This window comes from Streptomyces deserti (genome assembly GCF_054782695.1).
Genome location: NZ_BAAGRZ010000014.1, coordinates 103,746 through 122,962, shown reverse-complemented (window position 1 = coordinate 122,962; position 19,217 = coordinate 103,746). Strand labels below are relative to the sequence as shown.

Genomic DNA, 19,217 nt, shown 5'->3' with positions numbered 1-19,217 from the left:
GATGAGCTTCTCCGTGTCGTTCAAGCCGGCCGCGCCGTCAAGTGCTGTGGCTCCTGCTTCAGCCAGTCTCGAGCCGGGTGACGATTACGAGACCCTCGTCATGGAGGCGTGCAGCGCCCTCTCTGATGCCGGAGGCAGCACATTCCACATCGGCGGCTTCGGGAGTGAAGAGTGGCCGCTCGATGTCGCGTATGACTTGTCTGTCTTCATGGAGCAGCTCCCGTCGCTTCTGGCAGGTGTGCGCGAACGTCGCGAAGTCGAGGTGGACCTTTACTCGCAGGGCATCGAGAGGACTTTGACCTTCCATCCAATCGGGGATCTCGTGATGATTCACTGCGAGTCGCGGACTGATTGGGTTCCAAACCCAGAGCGCGAGAGCATTACGCGTAGTGAGCTGGTCGCGATGCTCTCGAAATTGGCCGAAGACTTCGCCGGAGGGTTGAAGGCGATCAATTCGGAACTCTCGAAGGTTGCACCATTCGGGCGTTGGCTGGAGGGTGAGGTGTAGCCTCGCTGCCCGATCCCGCAACCCTCGCGCTGGATAGCATCAGCAAACTCTTTCAGTTGGTGAGACGCCGGCTTCGAGGTCCTGGACATGCTCGACGGCAGGGACAGGGGGCACCGGCCCAACCGCATACACAGTGGCCCGATACACCCGGCGGTGACCGGCGGAACGGAAAAGGCACCAGCACCAACCGCCCGACCCATGACGGTAGTAGCGACGGCAACACCTCCGGATTTTCCCGCACAACCACGGACACCAGCGGAACCCAAGAAGCAGAAACAGGGCAACGGTGGCAGCGCAGGGCCAGGCCGATTTCGCTCGGCCTGGCCCTGCACGCGCTGTGAAGGACGATGACGAGAAAGGTTGACCGAATGAGCAAGAGTGACGAGACCGTGATGCCACGCCAAGTCCACGCGGCCCAACTGTTGATGTACACGCTGGCATGCACTGGGCTCGTCGCCGTGCTTGCGTTGTCGGACCGGATGACGTCCTACGGGCTTGGCAGCCTGATGGCTCCGTGGCTCTTCGTCTGGGTGTGTGCGCTGCTTGCCATGACGTACGACGGCAGTGCGCGGGGCGGGATCCGGCTCGCGACCATCGTGATGATGGTCTTCGTCCTCCTCGGCTCCCTCAACCAGGCGGCCGGCGCGGGGACGCCCGGCGAGTTCCTGGATGCCGCACTGCGCCTTGCGCTGGGAGTGCCCGTGGTCGTGCTGCTGTTCCTGCCGGAGGCGACGGCGTGGTTCGAGCGTGAGAGGTGAGGCGGCGGAGGACCGTATCGACGTGAGGCCGCGGGGCGGTGCTGGTTCGTTCGTCGTCGAGTCGCTGGCGGGCTCCGTGCTCGGACTCGGCGACTTTCGAAGCCCAGGCGTGTGAGCCGGGCGATGCTGCTGTCGTTGCCGTGCGTCACCACGGCGAAGATGTCGGCTGCGCCGAGGTTGCGAGCCCGCGTACTTGTACAGCGCCCTGCACGCCTCCGTGGCCCGGCCCGCACCCTGTCAGTGCCCGAGGTGCCGGCGTACGTAACGGACTCCGGGGCGGCCGTCCACGATCGTGTCCTGCACGCGCGTGAAGCCGCTGCGGGACAGGACGGTCATGGAGGCCGGGTTGTCCAGAGTCGTGACCGCGGTGAGGGACGTCAGCCCGTACTCGGTGGCAGCCAGTCGGCACACCTGGGCGACGGCCGCCGTGGCCACACCTCGGCCGGCCGCGCGTTCGCCCACGCGGTACCCCAGCTCTGCGCAGCCGTCCTCCACGTCGACCAGGTTCACCCGGCCGACGAGGCTCCCCTTCTCGTCCAGGACGACATGGAAGTGACACACGCGCGCGTGCTGCTCCGCGAGGAGGGCCTGATGGCGTTCCGCGAAACCGGACTCCGTGAAGTACTCGTCCCCACGGTCCGGGACCGACCGCGCGAAGTACGCCCGGTTCTCCCGCTCGAAGGCCAGCAGCGCGTCCGCGTGGTCGGCGCGCAGCCGTTCCAGGGTCAACAGGGGGGTTGCCATGCCGCGAGGATACGGACGGTCAGTCCTTGAGCACCGGGAATTTCCGCGGCGCCAGCACCAGCAGCACCAGGAACGCCAGTGCCGCCGCGCCCGCCGCGCCCAGGTAGACCGCGTGCACGGCATCCGCGATCGCCCGCCGGGTCGCCTCGGGAGCCGTGCCCGCGTCCAACGCCCGGGTCACCGAGTCCAGGTCCCCCGCACCGCCGAGCCGCGCGGCGAGCACCCCATTCGCCACCGCCCCGAAAACCGCCGCCCCGACCGTCTGGCCCGTCTGGCGGCAGAAGAGCACGGACGCCGTCGTCGTACCGCGTTCCTCCCAGCCCACCGTCGACTGCACGCCGACGATCAGGGGGAGTTGGAACAGCCCCAGGGCCGCCCCCAGCAGCAGCATCAGCAGCGTCGGCTGCCAGGCCTGGCCCGGATAGGGCAGGAAGGGGAACGCGAACAGGATCAGCGCCGCCGCTCCGATGCCCAGCATCGCGGTGTTGCGGAAGCCGATCCTTCGGTACACGTGCTGGCTGAGCGCCGCCGACACCGGCCAGCTCAACGTCCATACGGAGAGCACGAATCCGGCAGCCACGGGCGCCAGGCCCAGGACCGACTGGGCGTACGTGGGCAGGAAGACCGTCGGGGCCACCATCACCAGGCCCAGCGCGCCCAGCGCGAGATTGACCGCGGCGATCGTACGGCGGCGCCACACCCAGCCGGGGATGATCGGATCCGCCGCCCGGCGTTCCACCACGACCGTGACCACCAGCAGGGCAAGTCCCGTACCGAACAGGGCCAGTGAGGGGGCCGACAGCCACTCCCAGGCCACCCCGCCCTGCACCACTGCCGTGAGCAGGGCGCCGCCGCACGCGAACACCGCCAGCGCGCCCGGCCAGTCGACACGCGCGCGTGCCGTCGACTCCCGTTGCGGCTCGTGCAGATGGCGGACGATCAGCCACAGCGCCACCGCGCCGATCGGCAGGTTGACCAGGAAGATCCAGCGCCAGTCGGCGTAGGCCGCCAGTACGCCGCCCACGCCCGGGCCGGCGACCGCGGACACCGCCCACACCGTGGACAGTTTGGACTGGATCTTGGGGCGGTCCTTGAGGGGGTAGAGGTCGGCGGCGAGGGTCTGTACCGTGCCCTGGAGGGCGCCGCCGCCCAGGCCCTGCACGATGCGGAAGGCGATGAGGGGGCCCATGTTCCAGGCCAGCGCGCAGAGCAACGAGCCCAGCAGGAACAGCGCCGCGCCCGCGACCAGGACCGGTTTGCGGCCGAAGGTGTCCGACAGCTTGCCGTAGACGGGGAGGGTGACCGTCACGGCCAGCAGGTAGCCGGAGAAGAGCCAGGAGAAGACGGAGAAGCCGCCGAGGTCGCCGACGATTTGGGGGACGGCCGTGGAGACGATGGTGGAGTCGAGGGCCGCCAGCGCCATCGCGAGCATGAGGGCGGCGACGACGGCGGCGCGCCGGTCGGTCGCGGCGGGGCGTGCGGTGTCGCGCGCCGCGGGTCTGGTGCCGCCGGTGCTGCCCACCCGGAATCCTTTCCTCGCGCCTGTCTGCCCCTTGCATCCATCTGCCGCCCGACAGCTTCCCACTTGACCCTGACGTCGCGGGAGGGTGGAGCCTGAGTGGGCCGAGGGGTGGAGCGAACCCTGAGAGGGGCTCCACCCAGCGGTGGACAGCCCCTAGGGGTACCTCCGTACTACGGCTCGGGGAGGGTTCGTACCGGCGGAGGACGAGGTGGGCAGGGCGCCGTCCTTAACCTGGCTTTACGCCGCTGGGGGGCGGTGAACCGCAGGGGCGGGGGTGGGGTTTTCCTCAGGGAAAGAGTGCGCTGAACACCAGCGCGCCGGACCCTCTCCCGCCGCAAGACTGATGCGCAGCGCACCACACGCGTCATCCCACCCGCATGAAACCCCATCCGCACGAAGCGGCTGTCGACCGTCGACCGCCATTCTCACCTGCTGACCGACATAGGAGACTTACCGTGACATCGGCTGTGACCATTCCCAGGCACGGGGGTACTGGAGGGCGTACGGCCGTTGCCGCGCGGGCGCGGCAGGTCGTGAAGGCGTACGGGTCCGGAGAGACCCGCGTCGTCGCCCTGGACCATGTCGACGTGGACATCGCCCGCGGCCAGTTCACCGCGATCATGGGCCCCTCGGGGTCCGGCAAGTCCACGCTCATGCACTGCCTCGCCGGGCTCGACACCGTGACGTCCGGACAGATCTACCTCGACGAGACCGAGATCACCGGCCTGAAGCTCACGCAGCTGCGCCGGGACCGGATCGGGTTCATCTTCCAGGCGTTCAACCTGCTGCCGACGCTGAACGCGATAGAGAACATCACGCTGCCCATGGACATCGCGGGACGCAAGCCGGACAAGCAGTGGCTCGCGCGGGTCGTGGAGACCGTCGGGCTCGCGGACCGGCTCAAGCACCGGCCCACCCAGCTGTCCGGCGGCCAGCAGCAGCGTGTCGCCGTGGCACGGGCGCTGGCCGCCCGGCCCGAGATCATCTTCGGTGACGAGCCGACCGGAAACCTCGACTCGCGCGCGGGCGCCGAGGTCCTCGGCTTCCTGCGCCGCTCGGTCGACGAACTGGGCCAGACCATCGTGATGGTCACCCACGACCCGGTGGCCGCCTCGTACGCGGACCGTGTGCTGTACCTGGCCGACGGCCGCATCGTCGACGAGATGTACCAGCCGACCGCCGAGCAGGTCCTGGACCGCATGAAGGACTTCGACGCCCGGGGGCGCACGTCATGACCGTCATGAAGACCTCGATGCGCAACTTCTTCGCGCACAAGGGACGCATGGCGCTGTCGGCGGTGGCGGTCCTGCTGTCGGTGGCGTTCGTGTGCGGAACTCTCGTGTTCACCGACACGATGAACACGACGTTCGACAAGCTCTTCGCGGCCACGTCGTCGGACGTGACGGTGAGCGCCAAGGGTGCCTCCGACAGCGGTGAGACCACCGCGGACAACGGCAGGCCGCCGGTCATGCCGGCCTCCGTGCTGGCCGAGGTCCGCAAGGCGGACGGCGTGAAGTCCGCCGAGGGCACGGTGTTCTCCACCTCGGTCACCGTCGTCGACGCCGACAAGGACAAGCTGTCCCCGTCCAGCGGCGCCCCGACCATCGTCGGCAGCTGGAACAGCAACGACGCCCGCACCATGAAGATCACCTCCGGTGCGGCGCCCAAGGGCCCGGACCAGGTGATGGTCGACGCCGACACCGCAGACAAGCACGACCTGAAGCTCGGCGACGAGATCGGCGTGATCAACGCGATCGGCACGCACACCGCGAAGATCTTCGGCATCGCCGACTTCACCGTCACCAACCCCGGTGCCGCGGTCTTCTACCTGGACACGAAGACCGCGCAGGAGACCCTGGTCGGCGAGACCGGCGTCTACACGAACGTCAACGTCACCGCGGCGTCCGGTATCAGCGACGCACAGCTGAAGAAGAACGTCGTGGCCGAACTCGGCGGCGCCTACCAGGTGCAGACCGCGAAGGAGACCGCGGACGCCAACCAGAAGGACGTCGAGGGCTTCATGAACGTCATGAAGTACGCGATGCTCGGCTTCGCCGGGATCGCCTTCCTCGTCGGCATCTTCCTGATCATCAACACGTTCTCCATGCTGGTCGCCCAGCGGACCCGGGAGATCGGCCTGATGCGGGCCATCGGGTCCAGCAGGAAGCAGGTCAACCGGTCGGTGCTGGCCGAGGCGCTGCTGCTCGGCTTCGTCGGATCGGTGCTCGGCGTGGGCGCGGGCGTCGGCCTCGCCGTCGGCCTGATGAAGCTCATGGGGCAGATGGACATGCAGCTGTCCACGGACGACCTGACGGTGGCCTGGACGACCCCGGTGGTCGGACTGGTCCTCGGCGTGGTCGTCACCGTCCTGGCCGCCTACCTGCCCGCCCGGCGCGCCGGCAAGATCTCCCCGATGGCCGCGCTGCGCGACGCCGGTGCCCCCGCGGACGCCAAGGCCGGCTGGATACGGGGCGTGATCGGCACGGTCCTCACCGGCGCCGGCGCCTTCGCCCTGTTCCTCGCGGCGGACGCCGACAAGGCCAAGGACGGCTCCCTGTGGCTGGGCCTCGGCGTGGTGCTGTCCCTGATCGGCTTCGTCGTCATCGGCCCGCTGCTGGCGGGCGGCGTGGTCCGCGTCCTCGGCGCGGTCCTGCTGCGGGTCTTCGGCCCCGTCGGCCGCATGGCCGAACGCAACGCCCTGCGCAACCCGCGCCGCACCGGCGCGACGGGCGCCGCGCTGATGATCGGCCTCGCCCTGGTGGCGTGCCTGTCGGTGGTCGGCTCCTCCATGGTCGCCTCCGCCACCGACCAGCTCGACAAGACCGTCGGCACCGACTTCATCGTCCAGGACGACAACGGCCAGCTGATCACCCCGCAGGCGGTCAAGGCCGTCAAGTCCACGCCGGGCCTCGAGCGGGTCACCGAGTACAAGTGGACGAAGGCCGACTTCACCACCCCCGACGGCAAGACGCTCAAGGACACCGCGATCACCGCGGCCGACCCGTCGTACGCGACCGACCTGCGCACCGAGACGGTCGCCGGCAAGCTCACGGACGCCTACAAGCCGGACTCGATGTCCGTCCACGAGAAGTTCGCCAAGGACCACGGCATCAGCCTCGGCTCCAAGATCGGCGTCGCGTTCAAGGACGGCTCCACGGCCCGCCTGACGGTCCGGGCCATCACCAGCAGCGACGTCGTGATCGACGCGGGCGCGATGTACACGTCCATCGCCACGATGGCCAAGTACGTCCCGGCCGACAAGATGCCGCTGGACTCGTTGGTCTTCGCCTCGGCGAAGGAGGGGCAGCAGGACGCCGCCTACAGGGCCCTGAAGTCGGCGCTGCACGACTACCCGCAGTACACCGTGCGCGACCAGACCGACTACAAGGAGGCCCTGAAGGACCAGATCGGCCAGCTGCTGAACATGATCTACGGCCTGCTGGCCCTGGCGATCATCGTCGCGATCCTGGGTGTGGTGAACACCCTGGCCCTGTCGGTGGTCGAGCGGACCAGGGAGATAGGCCTCATGCGGGCCATCGGCCTCTCGCGCCGCCAGCTGCGCCGCATGATCCGCCTGGAGTCCGTCGTCATCGCCCTCTTCGGCGCCCTGCTGGGCCTCGGCCTGGGCATGGGCTGGGGCGCGACCGCCCAGAAGCTGCTCGCCCTGGAGGGCCTGATGGTCCTCGACATCCCCTGGCCGACGATCATCGGCGTCTTCATCGGCTCGGCGTTCGTGGGCCTGTTCGCCGCCCTGATCCCGGCTTTCCGGGCCGGACGGATGAACGTCCTGAACGCGATCGCCACCGAGTAGCCACCGCATACGGGGGTTGCGGGGGACCCGGCGCCGGGAAGCCACCAGGACTTCTCGGCGCCGGGCGCATTGCCGACCGCCGAGTCCGGCCTCCTGGCCGACCGCTTCGGGCGGGTGGGCACAGGCCCGGGGCCCAGGGGGCGGAGCCCTCTGGTGGGCAGGACGGCGACGCCGAGCACCTCACCCCGGGGGCGTTGTCCACAGGCCCCACCGCCAAGCCGGCGCAGCGTCGTACGCTGGAGACCCCCGGCCCGCAGCGCGCGTCGGGCCCGTCGTGTTGCCCACCCCCGGACGGAAAGCGCCCCCGAATGAGCCTGCACGGTCTGCTCGACGCCGTAGTCAAGGACGCCGCCCTCGCGGAAGCGATCAAGGCGGCCGCAGACGGCAACCGCATGCACGTCGACCTGGTCGGCCCCCCTGCGGCCCGCCCCTTCGCGGTCGCCGCTCTGGCCCGAGAGACGAGCCGGCCCGTCCTGGCGGTCACCGCGACGGGACGCGAGGCGGAGGACCTGGCCGCGGCCCTGCGCTCCCTGCTCCCGCCGGAGGGGGTCGTGGAGTACCCGTCCTGGGAGACGCTTCCGCACGAGCGGCTCAGCCCCCGCAGTGACACCGTCGGCCGCCGTCTCGCCGTGCTGCGGCGCCTGGCCCACCCCAGCTCGGACGACCCCGAGACCGGCCCGGTCTCCGTCGTCGTGGCGCCCGTACGGTCCGTCCTCCAGCCACAGGTCAAGGGCCTCGGCGATCTGGAGCCGGTGTCCCTGAAGACCGGACAGAGCGCCGATCTCAACGAGGTCGTCGACGCCCTCGCGGCCGCCGCGTACGCGCGCGTGGAGCTCGTCGAGAAGCGCGGCGAGTTCGCCGTACGCGGCGGCATCCTCGACGTGTTCCCGCCCACCGAGGAACACCCCCTGCGCATCGAGTTCTGGGGCGACGACGTCGAGGAGATCCGCTACTTCAAGGTCGCCGACCAGCGCTCCCTGGAGGTCGCCGAGCACGGGCTGTGGGCCCCGCCGTGCCGCGAGCTGCTGCTCACCGAGGACGTACGCGCGCGTGCGCGTGCCCTCGCCGAACAGCACCCCGAGCTCGGTGAACTGCTCGGCAAGATCGCCGAGGGCATCGCGGTCGAGGGCATGGAGTCCCTCGCTCCGGTCCTGGTCGACGACATGGAGCTGCTGCTCGACGTCCTGCCCAAGGGCTCCATGGCCGTGGTGTGCGACCCGGAGCGGGTACGCACGCGTGCCGCCGATCTCGTCGCCACCTCCCAGGAGTTCCTGCAGGCCTCCTGGGCCGCCACGGCCGGCGGCGGCGAGGCACCCATCGACGTGGGCGCGGCCTCCCTGTGGTCCATCGCGGACGTCCGGGACCGGGCCCGCGAGCTGGACATGATGTGGTGGTCGGTGTCGCCCTTCGCGGCCGACGAGGAGCTGGACGCCGACACGCTCAAGCTCGGCATGCACGCCCCGGAGACCTACCGGGGCGACACCGCCCGGGCCCTCGCCGACACCAAGGGCTGGCTCGCCGACGGCTGGCGCACGGTGTTCGTCACCGAGGGCCACGGTCCGGCCGTCCGTACGGTCGAGGTGCTGGGCGGCGAGGGCATCGCGGCCCGCCTGGCTGTGTCCGATTCAAGAACGGGGGACCTCGCCGAGATCTCCCCGTCCGTCGTGCACGTGGCGTGCGGCTCGATCGAGCACGGCTTCGTCGACCCGGCGCTCAAGCTGGCCGTGCTCACCGAGACCGACCTGTCCGGGCAGAGGGCCGCGGGCCGCGACGGCGCGCGCATGCCGGCCCGGCGCCGCAAGACGATCGACCCGCTCACCCTGGAGGCGGGCGACTACATCGTCCACGAGCAGCACGGCGTCGGCCGCTACATCGAGATGGTGCAGCGCACCGTGCAGGGCGCGACCCGCGAGTACCTGGTGGTGGAGTACGCCCCCGCCAAGCGCGGCCAGCCCGGCGACCGCCTTTACATCCCCACCGACCAGCTGGAGCAGATCACCAAGTACGTCGGCGGTGAGGCCCCGACCCTGCACCGCCTGGGCGGCGCGGACTGGACGAAGACGAAGGCCCGCGCGAAGAAGGCCGTCAAGGAGATCGCGGCCGACCTCATCAAGCTGTACAGCGCGCGCATGGCCGCCCCCGGGCACGCGTTCGGGGCCGACACCCCCTGGCAGCGCGAACTGGAGGACGCCTTCCCGTACGCGGAGACGCCCGACCAGCTCACCACCATCGCCGAGGTCAAGGAGGACATGGAGAAGTCGGTCCCCATGGACCGCCTGATCTGCGGCGACGTCGGCTACGGCAAGACCGAGATCGCCGTGCGGGCCGCCTTCAAGGCCGTACAGGACGGCAAGCAGGTCGCCGTCCTGGTGCCGACGACACTGCTGGTGCAGCAGCACTTCGGGACGTTCAGCGAGCGGTACGCGCAGTTCCCGGTCAACGTGCGGGCGCTGTCCCGCTTCCAGACCGACACCGAGGCGCAGGCGGTCCTGGAGGGCCTGAGGGACGGCTCGGTGGACGTCGTCATCGGCACCCACCGCCTGTTCTCGGCCGAGACGAAGTTCAAGGACCTGGGCCTGGTCATCGTCGACGAGGAGCAGCGCTTCGGCGTCGAGCACAAGGAGCAGCTGAAGAAACTGCGCGCGAACGTCGACGTGCTGACCATGTCGGCCACCCCCATCCCGCGCACCCTGGAGATGGCGGTGACCGGCATCCGCGAGATGTCGACGATCACCACCCCGCCGGAGGAGCGCCACCCGGTGCTGACCTTCGTCGGCCCGTACGAGGAGAAGCAGATCGGCGCCGCCATCCGCCGCGAGCTGCTGCGCGAGGGCCAGGTCTTCTACATCCACAACCGGGTCGAGTCGATCGACCGCGCGGCGGCCCGTCTGCGCGAGATCGTCCCCGAGGCCCGCATCGCCATCGCCCACGGCCAGATGTCGGAGTCGGCGCTGGAGCAGGTCGTCGTCGACTTCTGGGAGAAGAAGTTCGACGTGCTGGTGTCCACGACGATCGTGGAATCCGGCATCGACATCTCCAACGCGAACACGCTGATCGTGGAGCGCGGCGACACCTTCGGCCTGTCCCAGCTGCACCAGCTGCGCGGCCGCGTGGGACGTGGCCGGGAGCGCGGATACGCGTACTTCCTGTACCCGCCGGAGAAGCCGCTCACCGAGACCGCGCACGAGCGGCTCGCGACCATCGCCCAGCACACCGAGATGGGCGCGGGCATGTATGTCGCGATGAAGGACCTGGAGATCCGGGGCGCCGGAAACCTCCTCGGCGGCGAACAGTCCGGCCACATCGCGGGCGTCGGCTTCGACCTGTACGTCCGCATGGTCGGCGAGGCGGTCGCGGACTACCGGCGTCAGCTGGAGACCGGCGGGATCGAAGAGGAGCCGCCGCTCGAGGTCAAGATCGAGCTGCCCGTCGACGCCCACGTCCCGCACGACTACGCGCCGGGCGAGCGGCTGCGCCTCCAGGCGTACCGCTCCATCGCCTCCGCGAACACGGAGGAGGACATCAAGGCCGTACGCGAGGAACTCGTCGACCGTTACGGCAAGTTGCCCGAGCCGGTGGAGAACCTGCTGCTGGTGGCCGGTCTGCGCATGCTCGCACGCGCGTGCGGCGTCGGCGAGATCGTGCTGCAGGGCAACAACATCCGGTTCGCGCCGGTGGAGTTGCGCGAGTCGCAGGAGCTGCGCGTCAAGCGGCTGTACCCCGGCAGCGTCATCAAGCCGGCGGTGCGCCAGGTGCTGGTGCCGCGCCCGAAGACCGCGAAGGTGGGCGGGAAGCCGCTGGTCGGGCGGGACTTGCTGGCGTGGGTCGGGGAGTTCCTCACGTCGATCCTGGGGTCGTGACCCGGGGCGGGCGCAGGACCCGTCAGGCCACCGGCCGCACGCGCGCGCCGGTGGCCTCCCGCAGAGCCGCCGCCAGCCGGTCGCGGACCGCGATCTGCGCGGCGATGCGCGCGTCCATCACCGCGAGACGTTCGGCGGCGACTTGCAGGGCCCGCTCGGAAGCGGGCCCGGAGGTGACGTCGCCGTCCAGACACGGCAGGAACACCTGTACGTCGTCCAGGGTGAGACCGGCGTCCAGGAGGTACCGGATGTTGCGGACGCGGACGGCCGTACCGGCGTCGTACAGGCGATAGCCGTTCGCGGCGCGCTCGGAGGTGATGAACCCCGCCTGTTCGTAGTGGCGCAGGGCGCGCGGTGTCGTGCCGGTCGCCTCGGCGAGTTCGCCGATCCGCATACGGGGGTGGGGCGTGGGCGGGTGCGCCCCGCGCGGTTCTGCCATGCGGGCCAGTCTCATGCGACGACCGCGCCGCCGTCCACCGGGAGGATCACGCCGGTGATGAACGACGCCCGCGGCGAGGCCAGTTGGGTGATCGCCCAGGCGACCTCCTCGGGGCGGCCGATCCGGCCGAGCGGGGTGTGGCCGAGCTGCCACGCGCGGATCGCGGCGAGCTGCTCGGGCGGGTAACCGGCGTGGTCGGCGATCGGGGTCTCGATCGCGCCCGGGGCCACGGCGGCGACGCGGATCCCGTGGGGCGCCAGCTCCACCGCCCAACTGCGCGTGAGCACCTCCAGGGCCGCCTTCCCCGCCGCGTACAGGGAGTTGCCGGGCCAGCCGCGCTGACCGACCGATGTCGTCACGTTCACGATGACGCCGCCGCTGTCCTCCAGCGCGGCGAGCGCGGCCTGGGTGAGCAGGACGGGGGCGAGGAGGTTCGTCGCGAGCTGCGGTTCGATGGCGGTGCGGGTGTAGGTGCGCAGGGACTGGGTGTTCACGATTCCGGCGTTGTTGACGAGGACGTCGATGCGGCCGTGCCGTTCGAGCACCGCACGGACGATCGTCTCGGGGCCGTCGGGGGCCGTGATGTCGGCGGTGAGCGGGGTGATGCGGGACTCGTCGTAGGCGGCGGTCTCGGCGAGCGGCGCCGCACGGCGGCCGACGGCCACGACCTGCGCGCCCTCGGCGGCGAACGCGTGGGCGGTGGCGCGGCCTATGCCGGTACCGGCGCCGGTGACGAGGACGGTTCGGTTTTGGATGTGCGGCGTCTTCATACGGGGATCGTCGAACCTTGACGCAGGTGTCAAGGTCAAGCGGGCACGGCTACTCCATTACTCCACCGTTACTCCACCGAGCGGAACAGCATCGTCGCCAGGTTCCGGAACACGTCCTCGGGGTCCTGGTCGCCCACCGGGCCGTCCAGGTTGTGGCTGAGCAGCAGGGTGGCGAAGCCGTGCGCCAGGGACCAGGCGGCGACCCCGGCGAGGCGGGCATCGGCACCGCGGCCCTCAGGCGGCACCGTGGCGACGGCCTCGCGCAGGGCGTCGCCGGCCAGGGCGCGCGCCGTGGTCAGCTCCAGGTCGCCGTCGCGCAGCAACTCGGGCGTGAACATCACCTGGAAGTGCGCCGGGTGCTCGCGGGCGAAGCGCACATAGCGCACGCCCGCGTCCTTCAGGTCCGCCGCCTCCTTGAGGGTGGCCGCGAGCAGACCGAAGCCCTCGGCGGCGATCGCCGTGAGCAGTCCGGTGCGGTCCTTGAAGTGGTGGGCCGGTGCCGCGTGCGAGACGCCGGCGCGGCGGGCCAGGTCGCGCAGGCTCAGCGCGGACGGGCCGTCCGTGGCCAGGACGTCGAGGGCGGCGGTGAGGATGGCGCGGCGCAGGTCGCCGTGGTGGTAGGGGCGACGTTTGGCCGGGGTCGGATCGGGTGTGTCCCCGGATGCCTTGCTGGAACTCATGGTCCGCAGCGTACGCCGAATCTAGTCATTGACAAGTTGGTGCGGCTCGGGCAATCTTGTCAGTGTCAAGTTGTGGGTGCTTCAGCGAGCGGGGGTTGTGTTATGTCGGAGCAGGTCAGCGAGATCGGCGGGGGTGCGGCTGCGCAGAGCGGCGGCGTGGAGCTCGGTCGGGTGCGCCGGATGTGGCACCTGCTGGAGCCACTGCACGCGGTGCTGTACTACGCGCCGGAGGCGCTCGAGGAGGCGGCCGCGCTGGGATGCGACACGCGGGAGCGCTGGCCGAGCTACTTCCCCTACCGTGCGGCACCGCTGGGAGCGGCCGGTGCGGAGCAGGTGACCTCCGCCTTCTACAGCTTCAGCCCGCGCATGGTCGTTGAGTACGTGGAACGGGCCTGGGCGGTCGCCGGCCCGGACGCGGTGCTGAAGGCGAGGTCGCGCGCGATCGACCGGGCCTACCGCGCGATCTTCGGCGATCTGCTGGACAGGCCCGAGCTGGTGGAGGCCGCCGCGCTCGCCCGGCGCGCGGCCGAGGCGGTCGATACGGCGGGCCGCCCGCTCGCCGCCGCCAACGCCGCGCTGGACTGGCCCGACCCCGCGCACCTCCAGCTGTGGCACGCGGCGACGATCCTGCGTGAGCACCGCGGCGACGGCCACCTCGCGGCCCTGCTCGTGGCCGGCCTCGACCCTGCGGAGTCCCTCGTCTCCTTCGCCGCGATAGGCGCCGCGTCCGTCGAGCGCTTCGAGAGCCGGGGCTGGAGCGCCACGGAATGGGCGGCCGCACGCGACCGCCTGGCCGCCCGCGGGCTGGTCGGCGCGGACGGGACGGCCACCGAGTCGGGCCGCGACCTGCGCCACCGTGTGGAGCAGGACACCGACCGGCTCGCCGCCGGCCCCTGGCAGGCCCTCGGCCCGGACGGTACCGCGCGCCTCGCCGAACTGCTCGGCGACTACTGGGTGGCGGTCCTGTCCTCCGGGCTGCTGCCCTCGGAGACGACGTTGGGGATCGGCAAGGTGTGAAGGGTGCATCGCTGCGCGGGCATGCCGCAGTTCCGCTCCGCCTGAGCGGTGGGACGGGGTTTCGGCCCATGGTTCCCCTGGACGCGCGAAGCCGCCCGCGGGAACCGGTCTTCGCGGACGGCCTCTGCATTCCAGGTGGTTCAGGTGGTTCAGGTGGTTCAGGTGGTTCTGGTGGTTCAGGGGCTTGAGGCGGTCCGGCGTGATCCCGCAGGAGGGCGGCCCCTGCCGGGTGCCGTGCAGCGGTCGACGGATCTCGCGTCCCGAGTGAGTCTCCGGCTTTGCGGCTGACCGAGGCTCTACTGCTGTTCGGGCCGGTCACGGTCCCGGTCCATGCCGAGCGAGCCCTCGATCCGCTGCTGCCCGGTGTCGACCTGGTCCTCGTACTTGCCGCCGGTCCTCTCGTTGGCCTTCCGTTCCGCGGCGTCGGAGGCTTCCTTGGCCTTGTTCCGCCTCTGGCTCTTGAACTTGTCGAAGATGCCCATCCAGAGCTCCTTCCGAGGGGTGGCTCAAAAATGACGATACGCGCACTTCAGGAGGAATGCCCATTTGAGCTCACTGTGGTCTGGACCTCTCGCTCGGTACCGTGGGATCACGCACAGCCCGCCCGTGCGGGGGCGGCACCGGGAGCAAGGGGAGGGGCACACCGTGACGCGTCTGAGGGGCGGGACGGCGCCGGCCGTGCAGGGACGCACGCCGTTTGCGCAGCTTGCGCAGGAAGTGGTGAGCTGTGCTTGGTGAGAGGCACGTGAGTCACAGGGGGATGGGGAACGCGCGCTTCTTCCGCGCGGCAACGGCGTTGGCGGTCGCCACGCTCCTCGTCTCGGGATGCGAGGGTCTCGGCGAAGACGACTCATCCGCGGGATCCGGGCCGGCTGCGTCTGACGAGCGGGCGGTCAGTCCACTCAGGAACCCAGACGGTACGAAGCCAGGGCTCGCGTCCGTGACGGCGGACGCCGACAAGGCTGCGGCCCGCAAGCTCATCGGGGAGCTGTCCACGAAGGGCAGGGGGCCGAAGACGGGCTACGACCGTGACGAGTTCGGCTATGCCTGGATGGACACGGCCGACGGGGTGCCGCTCGCGAGAAACGGGTGCGACACTCGAAATGATCTTCTTCGTCGTGATGGTCAGAACCTTCGTTTCCGAGCCGGCTCCGACTGCGTGGTCATCGCCATGACGCTGGACGACCCGTACACCGGGACGACCATCGAATGGCGCAAGCAGCAGGCCTCCGAGGTGCAGATAGATCACGTGGTGCCGTTGTCGTACAGCTGGCAGATGGGTTCGTCGCGCTGGCCGGAGAGCAAGCGCAAGCAGCTTGCCAACGACGCGCTCGATTTGATGCCGGTCGAGGGGCGAGCCAACTCGGCCAAGGGTGATTCCGGACCTGCGTCCTGGCTGCCGCCCAACAAACGGATCAGGTGCGCCTACGCGGTCCGGTTCGCCCAGGTCGCCGTCAAGTACGAGATGCCGGTCACCGAACCGGACAAGCAGATGATGCTGCGCCAGTGCGGTGGTTGACGAGCAGTGCGAGTGGTCTCACCAAGGGGGCATCGGCATCCGACGGCTCATTCTCAGTCCACCGGCCCGCCGGCGACGTAAATGACCTGGCCGGAGACGAACCCCGCCTCGGGGCTCACCAGGAAGGACGCGGTGTGCGCGATGTCCTCCGGCTCTCCCACCCGCCCGACCGGGATGGACTGCGCCGCGCTGCGCCGGTACTCCGCGAAGTCGCGGCCGAGGCGTCGGGCGGACGCCCTGGTCATGTCGCTCACGACGAAACCCGGGGCTATGGCGTTGGCGGTGATGCCGTGCCGTCCGAGTTGGAGGGCGAGCGACTTGGTGAAACCGATCAGACCGGCCTTCGCGCTGCCGTAGTCGACGCGAGCGGCATCGCCGACCGCGGAGATGCTCGACATGTTGACGATGCGTCCCCAGCCGGCCGCCACCATGTGTGGGCAGACGGCCCGAGTCGCGAGGAACGGGCCACGCAGATTGATCCCGGTGACTGTGTCCCACTGCTCCGTGGTCATCTCGACGAGCTCGGCGCGGGGGCCGATGCCGGCGTTGTTGACCAGAACGGTCGGCGGCCCCAACTCGGCGGTGATCCGGGCGACGGCCTCGGTGACCGCGGCCTCGTCGGCGACGTCAGCGGCAACCGCCCGCGCTGACCCGCCCATGCTTGTGATGGCCTCCAGGGTGTCGGCACAGTCCGCCTCGTCCAGGTCGATCAAGCCGACCGCCAGACCGTCACCCGCCAGACGCGTTGCCACCGCGGCGCCGATCCCGCGTGCCGCACCGGTGACAATCGCGGTGCGGGGCTCATGAGTTGTTCGTGCCATGGGCGGAAGTCCACTGCATCGACGTTCCGCCGCCCATCGATGTAGCGCACGGCTCAATGATCAGCTCGGTGCTCGGCGTCGAGGACCTCCGGACACGCGCTTCGCGCTCTCGACAGGCCGGGCGAAAAGCGGTTTCCCCGGTTCGGCCGCCACACCTACGGTGACCGCATGGAGTTGAAGGTCTCGAGCCTCGCCGAGCGTCCCGACATGCTGGAGCGCGTCGTCGAGATGGCGGACAGCTGGCCGCAGTTCCTGATCGAGGGGCTCGTGGGCACCGCGCACTTCCCACGGATCCCTCACGAACTCCCGCAGTACGTGCTGCCGAGGACGAGCAGGGCGAGGTCGTCGCGAACGCGTACAGCGTGCCGTTCGCCCTCTCCAGCGAGGGCCGTGGCGAACTGCCGGACCGCGGCTGGGACGAGATACTCGTGTGGGCCTTCGCCGATCTGCGCCGCGAGGTGCGGCCCGACACCGTCAGCGCGATCTCGGTCTCCGTCGCCCCGCACGCCCAGGGCCGGGGCCTGTCCGCGCTGATGCTCTCCGCGATGCGCGACAACGCCCGGGCCCTCGGCTTCCGCGAGGTCGTCGCCCCGGTCCGCCCCAACGCCAAGCACCTGGAGCCGCAGACGCCCATCGAGGAGTACGCCCGCCGCGTCCGCCCCGACGGCCTGCCCCACGACCCGTGACTGCGCGTCCACGCCCGGGCCGGCGCCACGATCGACTCCGTGGCACCGGCGTCCATGACGGTGTCCGCCTCGCTGGAGGAGTGGCGCCGCTGGACGGGGCTGCCCTTCGACACCGACGGCTCCGTGGAGGTGCCCGGCGCCCTGGTGCCGGTGCGCTGCGAGCTGGAGCGGGGCTACGCGGTGTATGTCGAGCCGAACGTGTGGATGCGGCATCCCTTGTGAGCGCCGGCCCCGAGGCGAGTCTCGGGACCGGCGACGGTTCGGTATGGGCGACGGTTCGGTAGAGGCGACAGCCCGGGACCGACGTGCGGTCCCGGGCGCCCCGCGGGTCAGCCGCCGAGCGCGTCCAGGTCCAGGACCTCTCCGCTGGGCTTCTGCGTCGGGACCGGCTCGTTGTAGTCACTCAGGATGAGGGACCCCTGGTCGCCGGGGGTGAGGCTGTCGAACCGCAGGAGATACGGCTCGCCCTCGGTGGCGACGTACAGCGTGTAGCGCTCCTTGCCGTCCTTCTCGTGCAGGACGATCGCGGGCGTGCCGTCGACGGTGGTCGTCTTCCCGCGGGTGGCGTCGGAGTCGCCGTCCTCCGCGCCGCCGAGCACCGAGTCGAGGTCGCAGAAGCTCGCGAGGTCCTTGGCGTCGGCGCCCTTGGCGGACATCCTGGTCCACTTCCCGGCCAGCAGGGCCACGGCCGCGTCGGTGTCCGCCTTGGGCTCGCCCTCGCTCTGGGCGCGCAGGAACGCCTCGTCGTACTTCATGTAGACGGTGTCGCCGGTCTTGATCAGTTCGGCCTCGCCCTCGCCGTCCACGCTCATCGTCCCGGCGCACTCGCCCTTCCTGTTCAGGGCCATGTCGATCCGGATGGTGCCGCCGGTCTCGTCGTCGGGGATGTCGCCCTTCGTGCGCAGCGACGAGGCGCCGGTCGTGGCCTTGACCGCCCGCTCGGCGATCTCACCGCCCGTCAGGCCGGCGAACGGCTCCTTCTTCTTCGTCTCCGTCGGTGTGCCCGACTGGCCGCTCCGGCCGTTGGTGTCGTTCTGGCCGGCCTGGCGGGACGCGCTCGGTTTGCTGTCCGCCTTGTCCTCGCCGGGCAGGCAGCCGGTGAGTCCCGCGGTGGCCGCGGTGGCGAGGCAGAGGGCGGCAAGTGCGGTGCGATGCATGAGAGTTCCCTGGTGATGAGATGAGTCGGGTGGCCCGGGGCTGGTGCCGGGCGGCGGCCTGAGCGGTGCTCAGGCGGTGGTCAGCCGGTGGTCAGGCGGTCTTCTTCCAGTCCTGGCAGCCGGTCGTCTTGAAGTAGCCGTCGGAGGAGCTGATGGTGACGACGGCCGTGCCGGTCACGTTGTCGTTCGCGATGATCGAGCCGATCGAGTGCTCGGCGTCCTTGGTGCGCTCCCAGTAGCAGGAGTCGTCGTTGTTGCCGGTGGACTTGTAGGTGCCGGGGGCGATGTCGACGCTGACTCTCAGCATGCCGCCGTCGCCGACCGGTGTGGCGTCGGGAGAGCCCTTCGCCTTGGGGTCGACGGCCTCCCAGTCGTTGCAGCCGCTCGACTTGAAGATCTTGTCGGTGGGCTTGACGGTGACGTAACTGGTGCCGCTGACGTTCTCGTTGGCCAGCAGCGAGTCCATCTCGCCGGACGCGTCCTTGGCGCGCTCCCAGTAGCACATTCCGTCGGTGTTGCCGGTGGTGCGGTAGGTGCCGGGCTTGAGGTCCGTACCGACCTGGAAGTCCCCGTCCCCCTCGAACGCGGCCTTCTTCTCGGCGACTTCCGCCCCGTCCCCGTCCTGCTTGCCGCCGGTCGCGCGCTCCGCGGCGGAGCCCTTGGAGCTGCCGGTGCCGCCGCCGTCCCCGTTGCCACCGGTGTTCGCCGACACGGCACCGATGACGACGATCCCCACGACCGCCCCCAGCGCGATCTTGCCCTTCATGCCCATGGCTGTGTCCCCTCCCCAGACGGCAACGCGCCGCCCCTGTGACACGACCGCCGCCGATCAGCGGTCGCTCGCTCGCTGGGTCAATAAGAACAGAGCCTGTGAACCGAGTCAACACGATTCACAAGGTTAGCTGTGTACACGGCCGTGAATGCT

General features: G+C 70.2%; 16 protein-coding genes and 1 pseudogene. 8 read left to right on the top strand and 9 right to left on the bottom strand.

Features of this window, described 5'->3' with window-relative positions; translation table 11 throughout:
* The first annotated feature begins 1 nt into the window (after nt 1).
* Both ACYVMZ_RS23025 and ACYVMZ_RS23020 read left to right on the top strand, forming a co-directional pair.
* Nucleotides 2-508: a hypothetical protein gene (locus ACYVMZ_RS23025; protein ID WP_461082603.1), complete on the top strand. Its 507-nt coding sequence runs from the start codon at nt 2-4 to the stop codon at nt 506-508.
* 368 nt (nt 509-876) lie between these two features.
* Nucleotides 877-1,266 carry a hypothetical protein gene (locus ACYVMZ_RS23020; RefSeq protein WP_461082601.1) on the top strand — a complete coding sequence of 130 codons (390 nt, stop codon included), beginning with the start codon at nt 877-879 and terminating at the stop codon, nt 1,264-1,266.
* A gap of 237 nt (nt 1,267-1,503) precedes the next feature.
* Here ACYVMZ_RS23020 and ACYVMZ_RS23015 read toward each other — a convergent pair whose 3' ends face one another.
* Together ACYVMZ_RS23015 and ACYVMZ_RS23010 are read right to left on the bottom strand one after the other, a co-directional pair.
* Entirely contained in the window at nt 1,504-2,010 is a 507-nt protein-coding gene (locus ACYVMZ_RS23015) for a GNAT family N-acetyltransferase (protein WP_461082599.1), read from the bottom strand.
* Between the two features lie 19 nt (nt 2,011-2,029).
* Nucleotides 2,030-3,532: an MFS transporter gene (locus tag ACYVMZ_RS23010; RefSeq protein ID WP_461082597.1), complete on the bottom strand. Its 1,503-nt coding sequence runs from the start codon at nt 3,530-3,532 to the stop codon at nt 2,030-2,032.
* 455 nt (nt 3,533-3,987) lie between these two features.
* Between ACYVMZ_RS23010 and ACYVMZ_RS23005 the strand changes: the two genes are divergently transcribed.
* The 3 genes from ACYVMZ_RS23005 (at nt 3,988) to mfd (ending at nt 11,203) form a co-directional block, all read left to right on the top strand.
* Nucleotides 3,988-4,767 carry an ABC transporter ATP-binding protein gene (locus tag ACYVMZ_RS23005; RefSeq protein ID WP_461082595.1) on the top strand — a complete coding sequence of 260 codons (780 nt, stop codon included), beginning with the start codon at nt 3,988-3,990 and terminating at the stop codon, nt 4,765-4,767.
* Complete coding sequence (locus ACYVMZ_RS23000) at nt 4,764-7,343, top strand: ABC transporter permease (RefSeq protein WP_461082593.1); 2,580 nt, start codon at nt 4,764-4,766, stop codon at nt 7,341-7,343. The genes ACYVMZ_RS23005 and ACYVMZ_RS23000 overlap by 4 nt, the downstream gene beginning before the upstream one ends.
* 308 nt (nt 7,344-7,651) lie before the next feature.
* On the top strand, nt 7,652-11,203 hold the full coding sequence (gene mfd, locus ACYVMZ_RS22995; protein ID WP_461082591.1) for a transcription-repair coupling factor: 3,552 nt from the start codon (nt 7,652-7,654) through the stop codon (nt 11,201-11,203).
* Nucleotides 11,204-11,225: 22 nt separating this feature from the next.
* On the opposite strand, the gene ACYVMZ_RS22990 is transcribed toward mfd, so the two are convergent.
* The 3 genes from ACYVMZ_RS22990 to ACYVMZ_RS22980 all read right to left on the bottom strand — a co-directional run bounded on the left by ACYVMZ_RS22990 (nt 11,226) and on the right by ACYVMZ_RS22980 (nt 13,092).
* Complete coding sequence (locus tag ACYVMZ_RS22990; protein ID WP_461082704.1) at nt 11,226-11,597, bottom strand: MerR family transcriptional regulator; 372 nt, start codon at nt 11,595-11,597, stop codon at nt 11,226-11,228.
* A gap of 56 nt (nt 11,598-11,653) precedes the next feature.
* On the bottom strand, nt 11,654-12,412 hold the full coding sequence (locus ACYVMZ_RS22985) for an SDR family NAD(P)-dependent oxidoreductase (protein ID WP_461082589.1): 759 nt from the start codon (nt 12,410-12,412) through the stop codon (nt 11,654-11,656).
* A gap of 68 nt (nt 12,413-12,480) precedes the next feature.
* The gene (locus ACYVMZ_RS22980) at nt 12,481-13,092 is read right to left on the bottom strand and encodes a TetR/AcrR family transcriptional regulator (RefSeq protein ID WP_461082587.1); all 612 of its coding nucleotides are present in this window, start codon (nt 13,090-13,092) and stop codon (nt 12,481-12,483) included.
* Nucleotides 13,093-13,194: 102 nt separating this feature from the next.
* On the opposite strand from ACYVMZ_RS22980, the gene ACYVMZ_RS22975 reads away from it, so the two are divergent.
* Entirely contained in the window at nt 13,195-14,109 is a 915-nt protein-coding gene (locus ACYVMZ_RS22975; protein WP_461082585.1) for an SCO6745 family protein, read from the top strand.
* Nucleotides 14,110-14,405: 296 nt separating this feature from the next.
* On the opposite strand, the gene ACYVMZ_RS22970 is transcribed toward ACYVMZ_RS22975, so the two are convergent.
* Nucleotides 14,406-14,591, bottom strand: coding sequence for an antitoxin (locus ACYVMZ_RS22970; protein ID WP_461082583.1), 186 nt, complete (start codon nt 14,589-14,591; stop codon nt 14,406-14,408).
* A gap of 278 nt (nt 14,592-14,869) precedes the next feature.
* Between ACYVMZ_RS22970 and ACYVMZ_RS22965 the strand changes: the two genes are divergently transcribed.
* On the top strand, nt 14,870-15,628 hold the full coding sequence (locus ACYVMZ_RS22965) for an HNH endonuclease family protein (protein WP_461082581.1): 759 nt from the start codon (nt 14,870-14,872) through the stop codon (nt 15,626-15,628).
* Between the two features lie 53 nt (nt 15,629-15,681).
* On the opposite strand, the gene ACYVMZ_RS22960 is transcribed toward ACYVMZ_RS22965, so the two are convergent.
* Nucleotides 15,682-16,449 carry an SDR family NAD(P)-dependent oxidoreductase gene (locus ACYVMZ_RS22960; RefSeq protein WP_461082579.1) on the bottom strand — a complete coding sequence of 256 codons (768 nt, stop codon included), beginning with the start codon at nt 16,447-16,449 and terminating at the stop codon, nt 15,682-15,684.
* A 168-nt stretch (nt 16,450-16,617) separates the two neighbouring features.
* Between ACYVMZ_RS22960 and ACYVMZ_RS22955 the strand changes: the two are divergent.
* A pseudogene (locus tag ACYVMZ_RS22955) lies at nt 16,618-17,357 on the top strand (GNAT family N-acetyltransferase).
* 107 nt (nt 17,358-17,464) lie between these two features.
* On the opposite strand, the gene ACYVMZ_RS22950 reads toward ACYVMZ_RS22955, so the two are convergent.
* Nucleotides 17,465-18,292, bottom strand: coding sequence for a hypothetical protein (locus tag ACYVMZ_RS22950; protein ID WP_461082577.1), 828 nt, complete (start codon nt 18,290-18,292; stop codon nt 17,465-17,467).
* Between the two features lie 91 nt (nt 18,293-18,383).
* Nucleotides 18,384-19,064, bottom strand: coding sequence for a hypothetical protein (locus tag ACYVMZ_RS22945; protein WP_461082575.1), 681 nt, complete (start codon nt 19,062-19,064; stop codon nt 18,384-18,386).
* Nucleotides 19,065-19,217 lie beyond the last annotated feature (153 nt).

Excerpts from the sequence above, each read along its gene's own strand:
- ACYVMZ_RS22965 (WP_461082581.1), top strand. The coding sequence starts at position 14,870 with ATGGGGAACGCGCGCTTCTTCCGCGCGGCAACGGCGTTGGCGGTCGCC.
- ACYVMZ_RS22975 (WP_461082585.1), top strand. The coding sequence starts at position 13,195 with ATGTCGGAGCAGGTCAGCGAGATCGGCGGGGGTGCGGCTGCGCAGAGC.
- ACYVMZ_RS22960 (WP_461082579.1), bottom strand. The coding sequence starts at position 16,449 with ATGGCACGAACAACTCATGAGCCCCGCACCGCGATTGTCACCGGTGCG.
- ACYVMZ_RS22990 (WP_461082704.1), bottom strand. The coding sequence starts at position 11,597 with ATGCGGATCGGCGAACTCGCCGAGGCGACCGGCACGACACCGCGCGCC.
- ACYVMZ_RS22950 (WP_461082577.1), bottom strand. The coding sequence starts at position 18,292 with ATGCATCGCACCGCACTTGCCGCCCTCTGCCTCGCCACCGCGGCCACC.
- ACYVMZ_RS23025 (WP_461082603.1), top strand. The coding sequence starts at position 2 with ATGAGCTTCTCCGTGTCGTTCAAGCCGGCCGCGCCGTCAAGTGCTGTG.
- ACYVMZ_RS23020 (WP_461082601.1), top strand. The coding sequence starts at position 877 with ATGAGCAAGAGTGACGAGACCGTGATGCCACGCCAAGTCCACGCGGCC.
- ACYVMZ_RS22985 (WP_461082589.1), bottom strand. The coding sequence starts at position 12,412 with ATGAAGACGCCGCACATCCAAAACCGAACCGTCCTCGTCACCGGCGCC.
- mfd (WP_461082591.1), top strand. The coding sequence starts at position 7,652 with ATGAGCCTGCACGGTCTGCTCGACGCCGTAGTCAAGGACGCCGCCCTC.
- ACYVMZ_RS23015 (WP_461082599.1), bottom strand. The coding sequence starts at position 2,010 with ATGGCAACCCCCCTGTTGACCCTGGAACGGCTGCGCGCCGACCACGCG.
- ACYVMZ_RS22980 (WP_461082587.1), bottom strand. The coding sequence starts at position 13,092 with ATGAGTTCCAGCAAGGCATCCGGGGACACACCCGATCCGACCCCGGCC.
- ACYVMZ_RS22970 (WP_461082583.1), bottom strand. The coding sequence starts at position 14,591 with ATGGGCATCTTCGACAAGTTCAAGAGCCAGAGGCGGAACAAGGCCAAG.
- ACYVMZ_RS23000 (WP_461082593.1), top strand. The coding sequence starts at position 4,764 with ATGACCGTCATGAAGACCTCGATGCGCAACTTCTTCGCGCACAAGGGA.
- ACYVMZ_RS22945 (WP_461082575.1), bottom strand. The coding sequence starts at position 19,064 with ATGGGCATGAAGGGCAAGATCGCGCTGGGGGCGGTCGTGGGGATCGTC.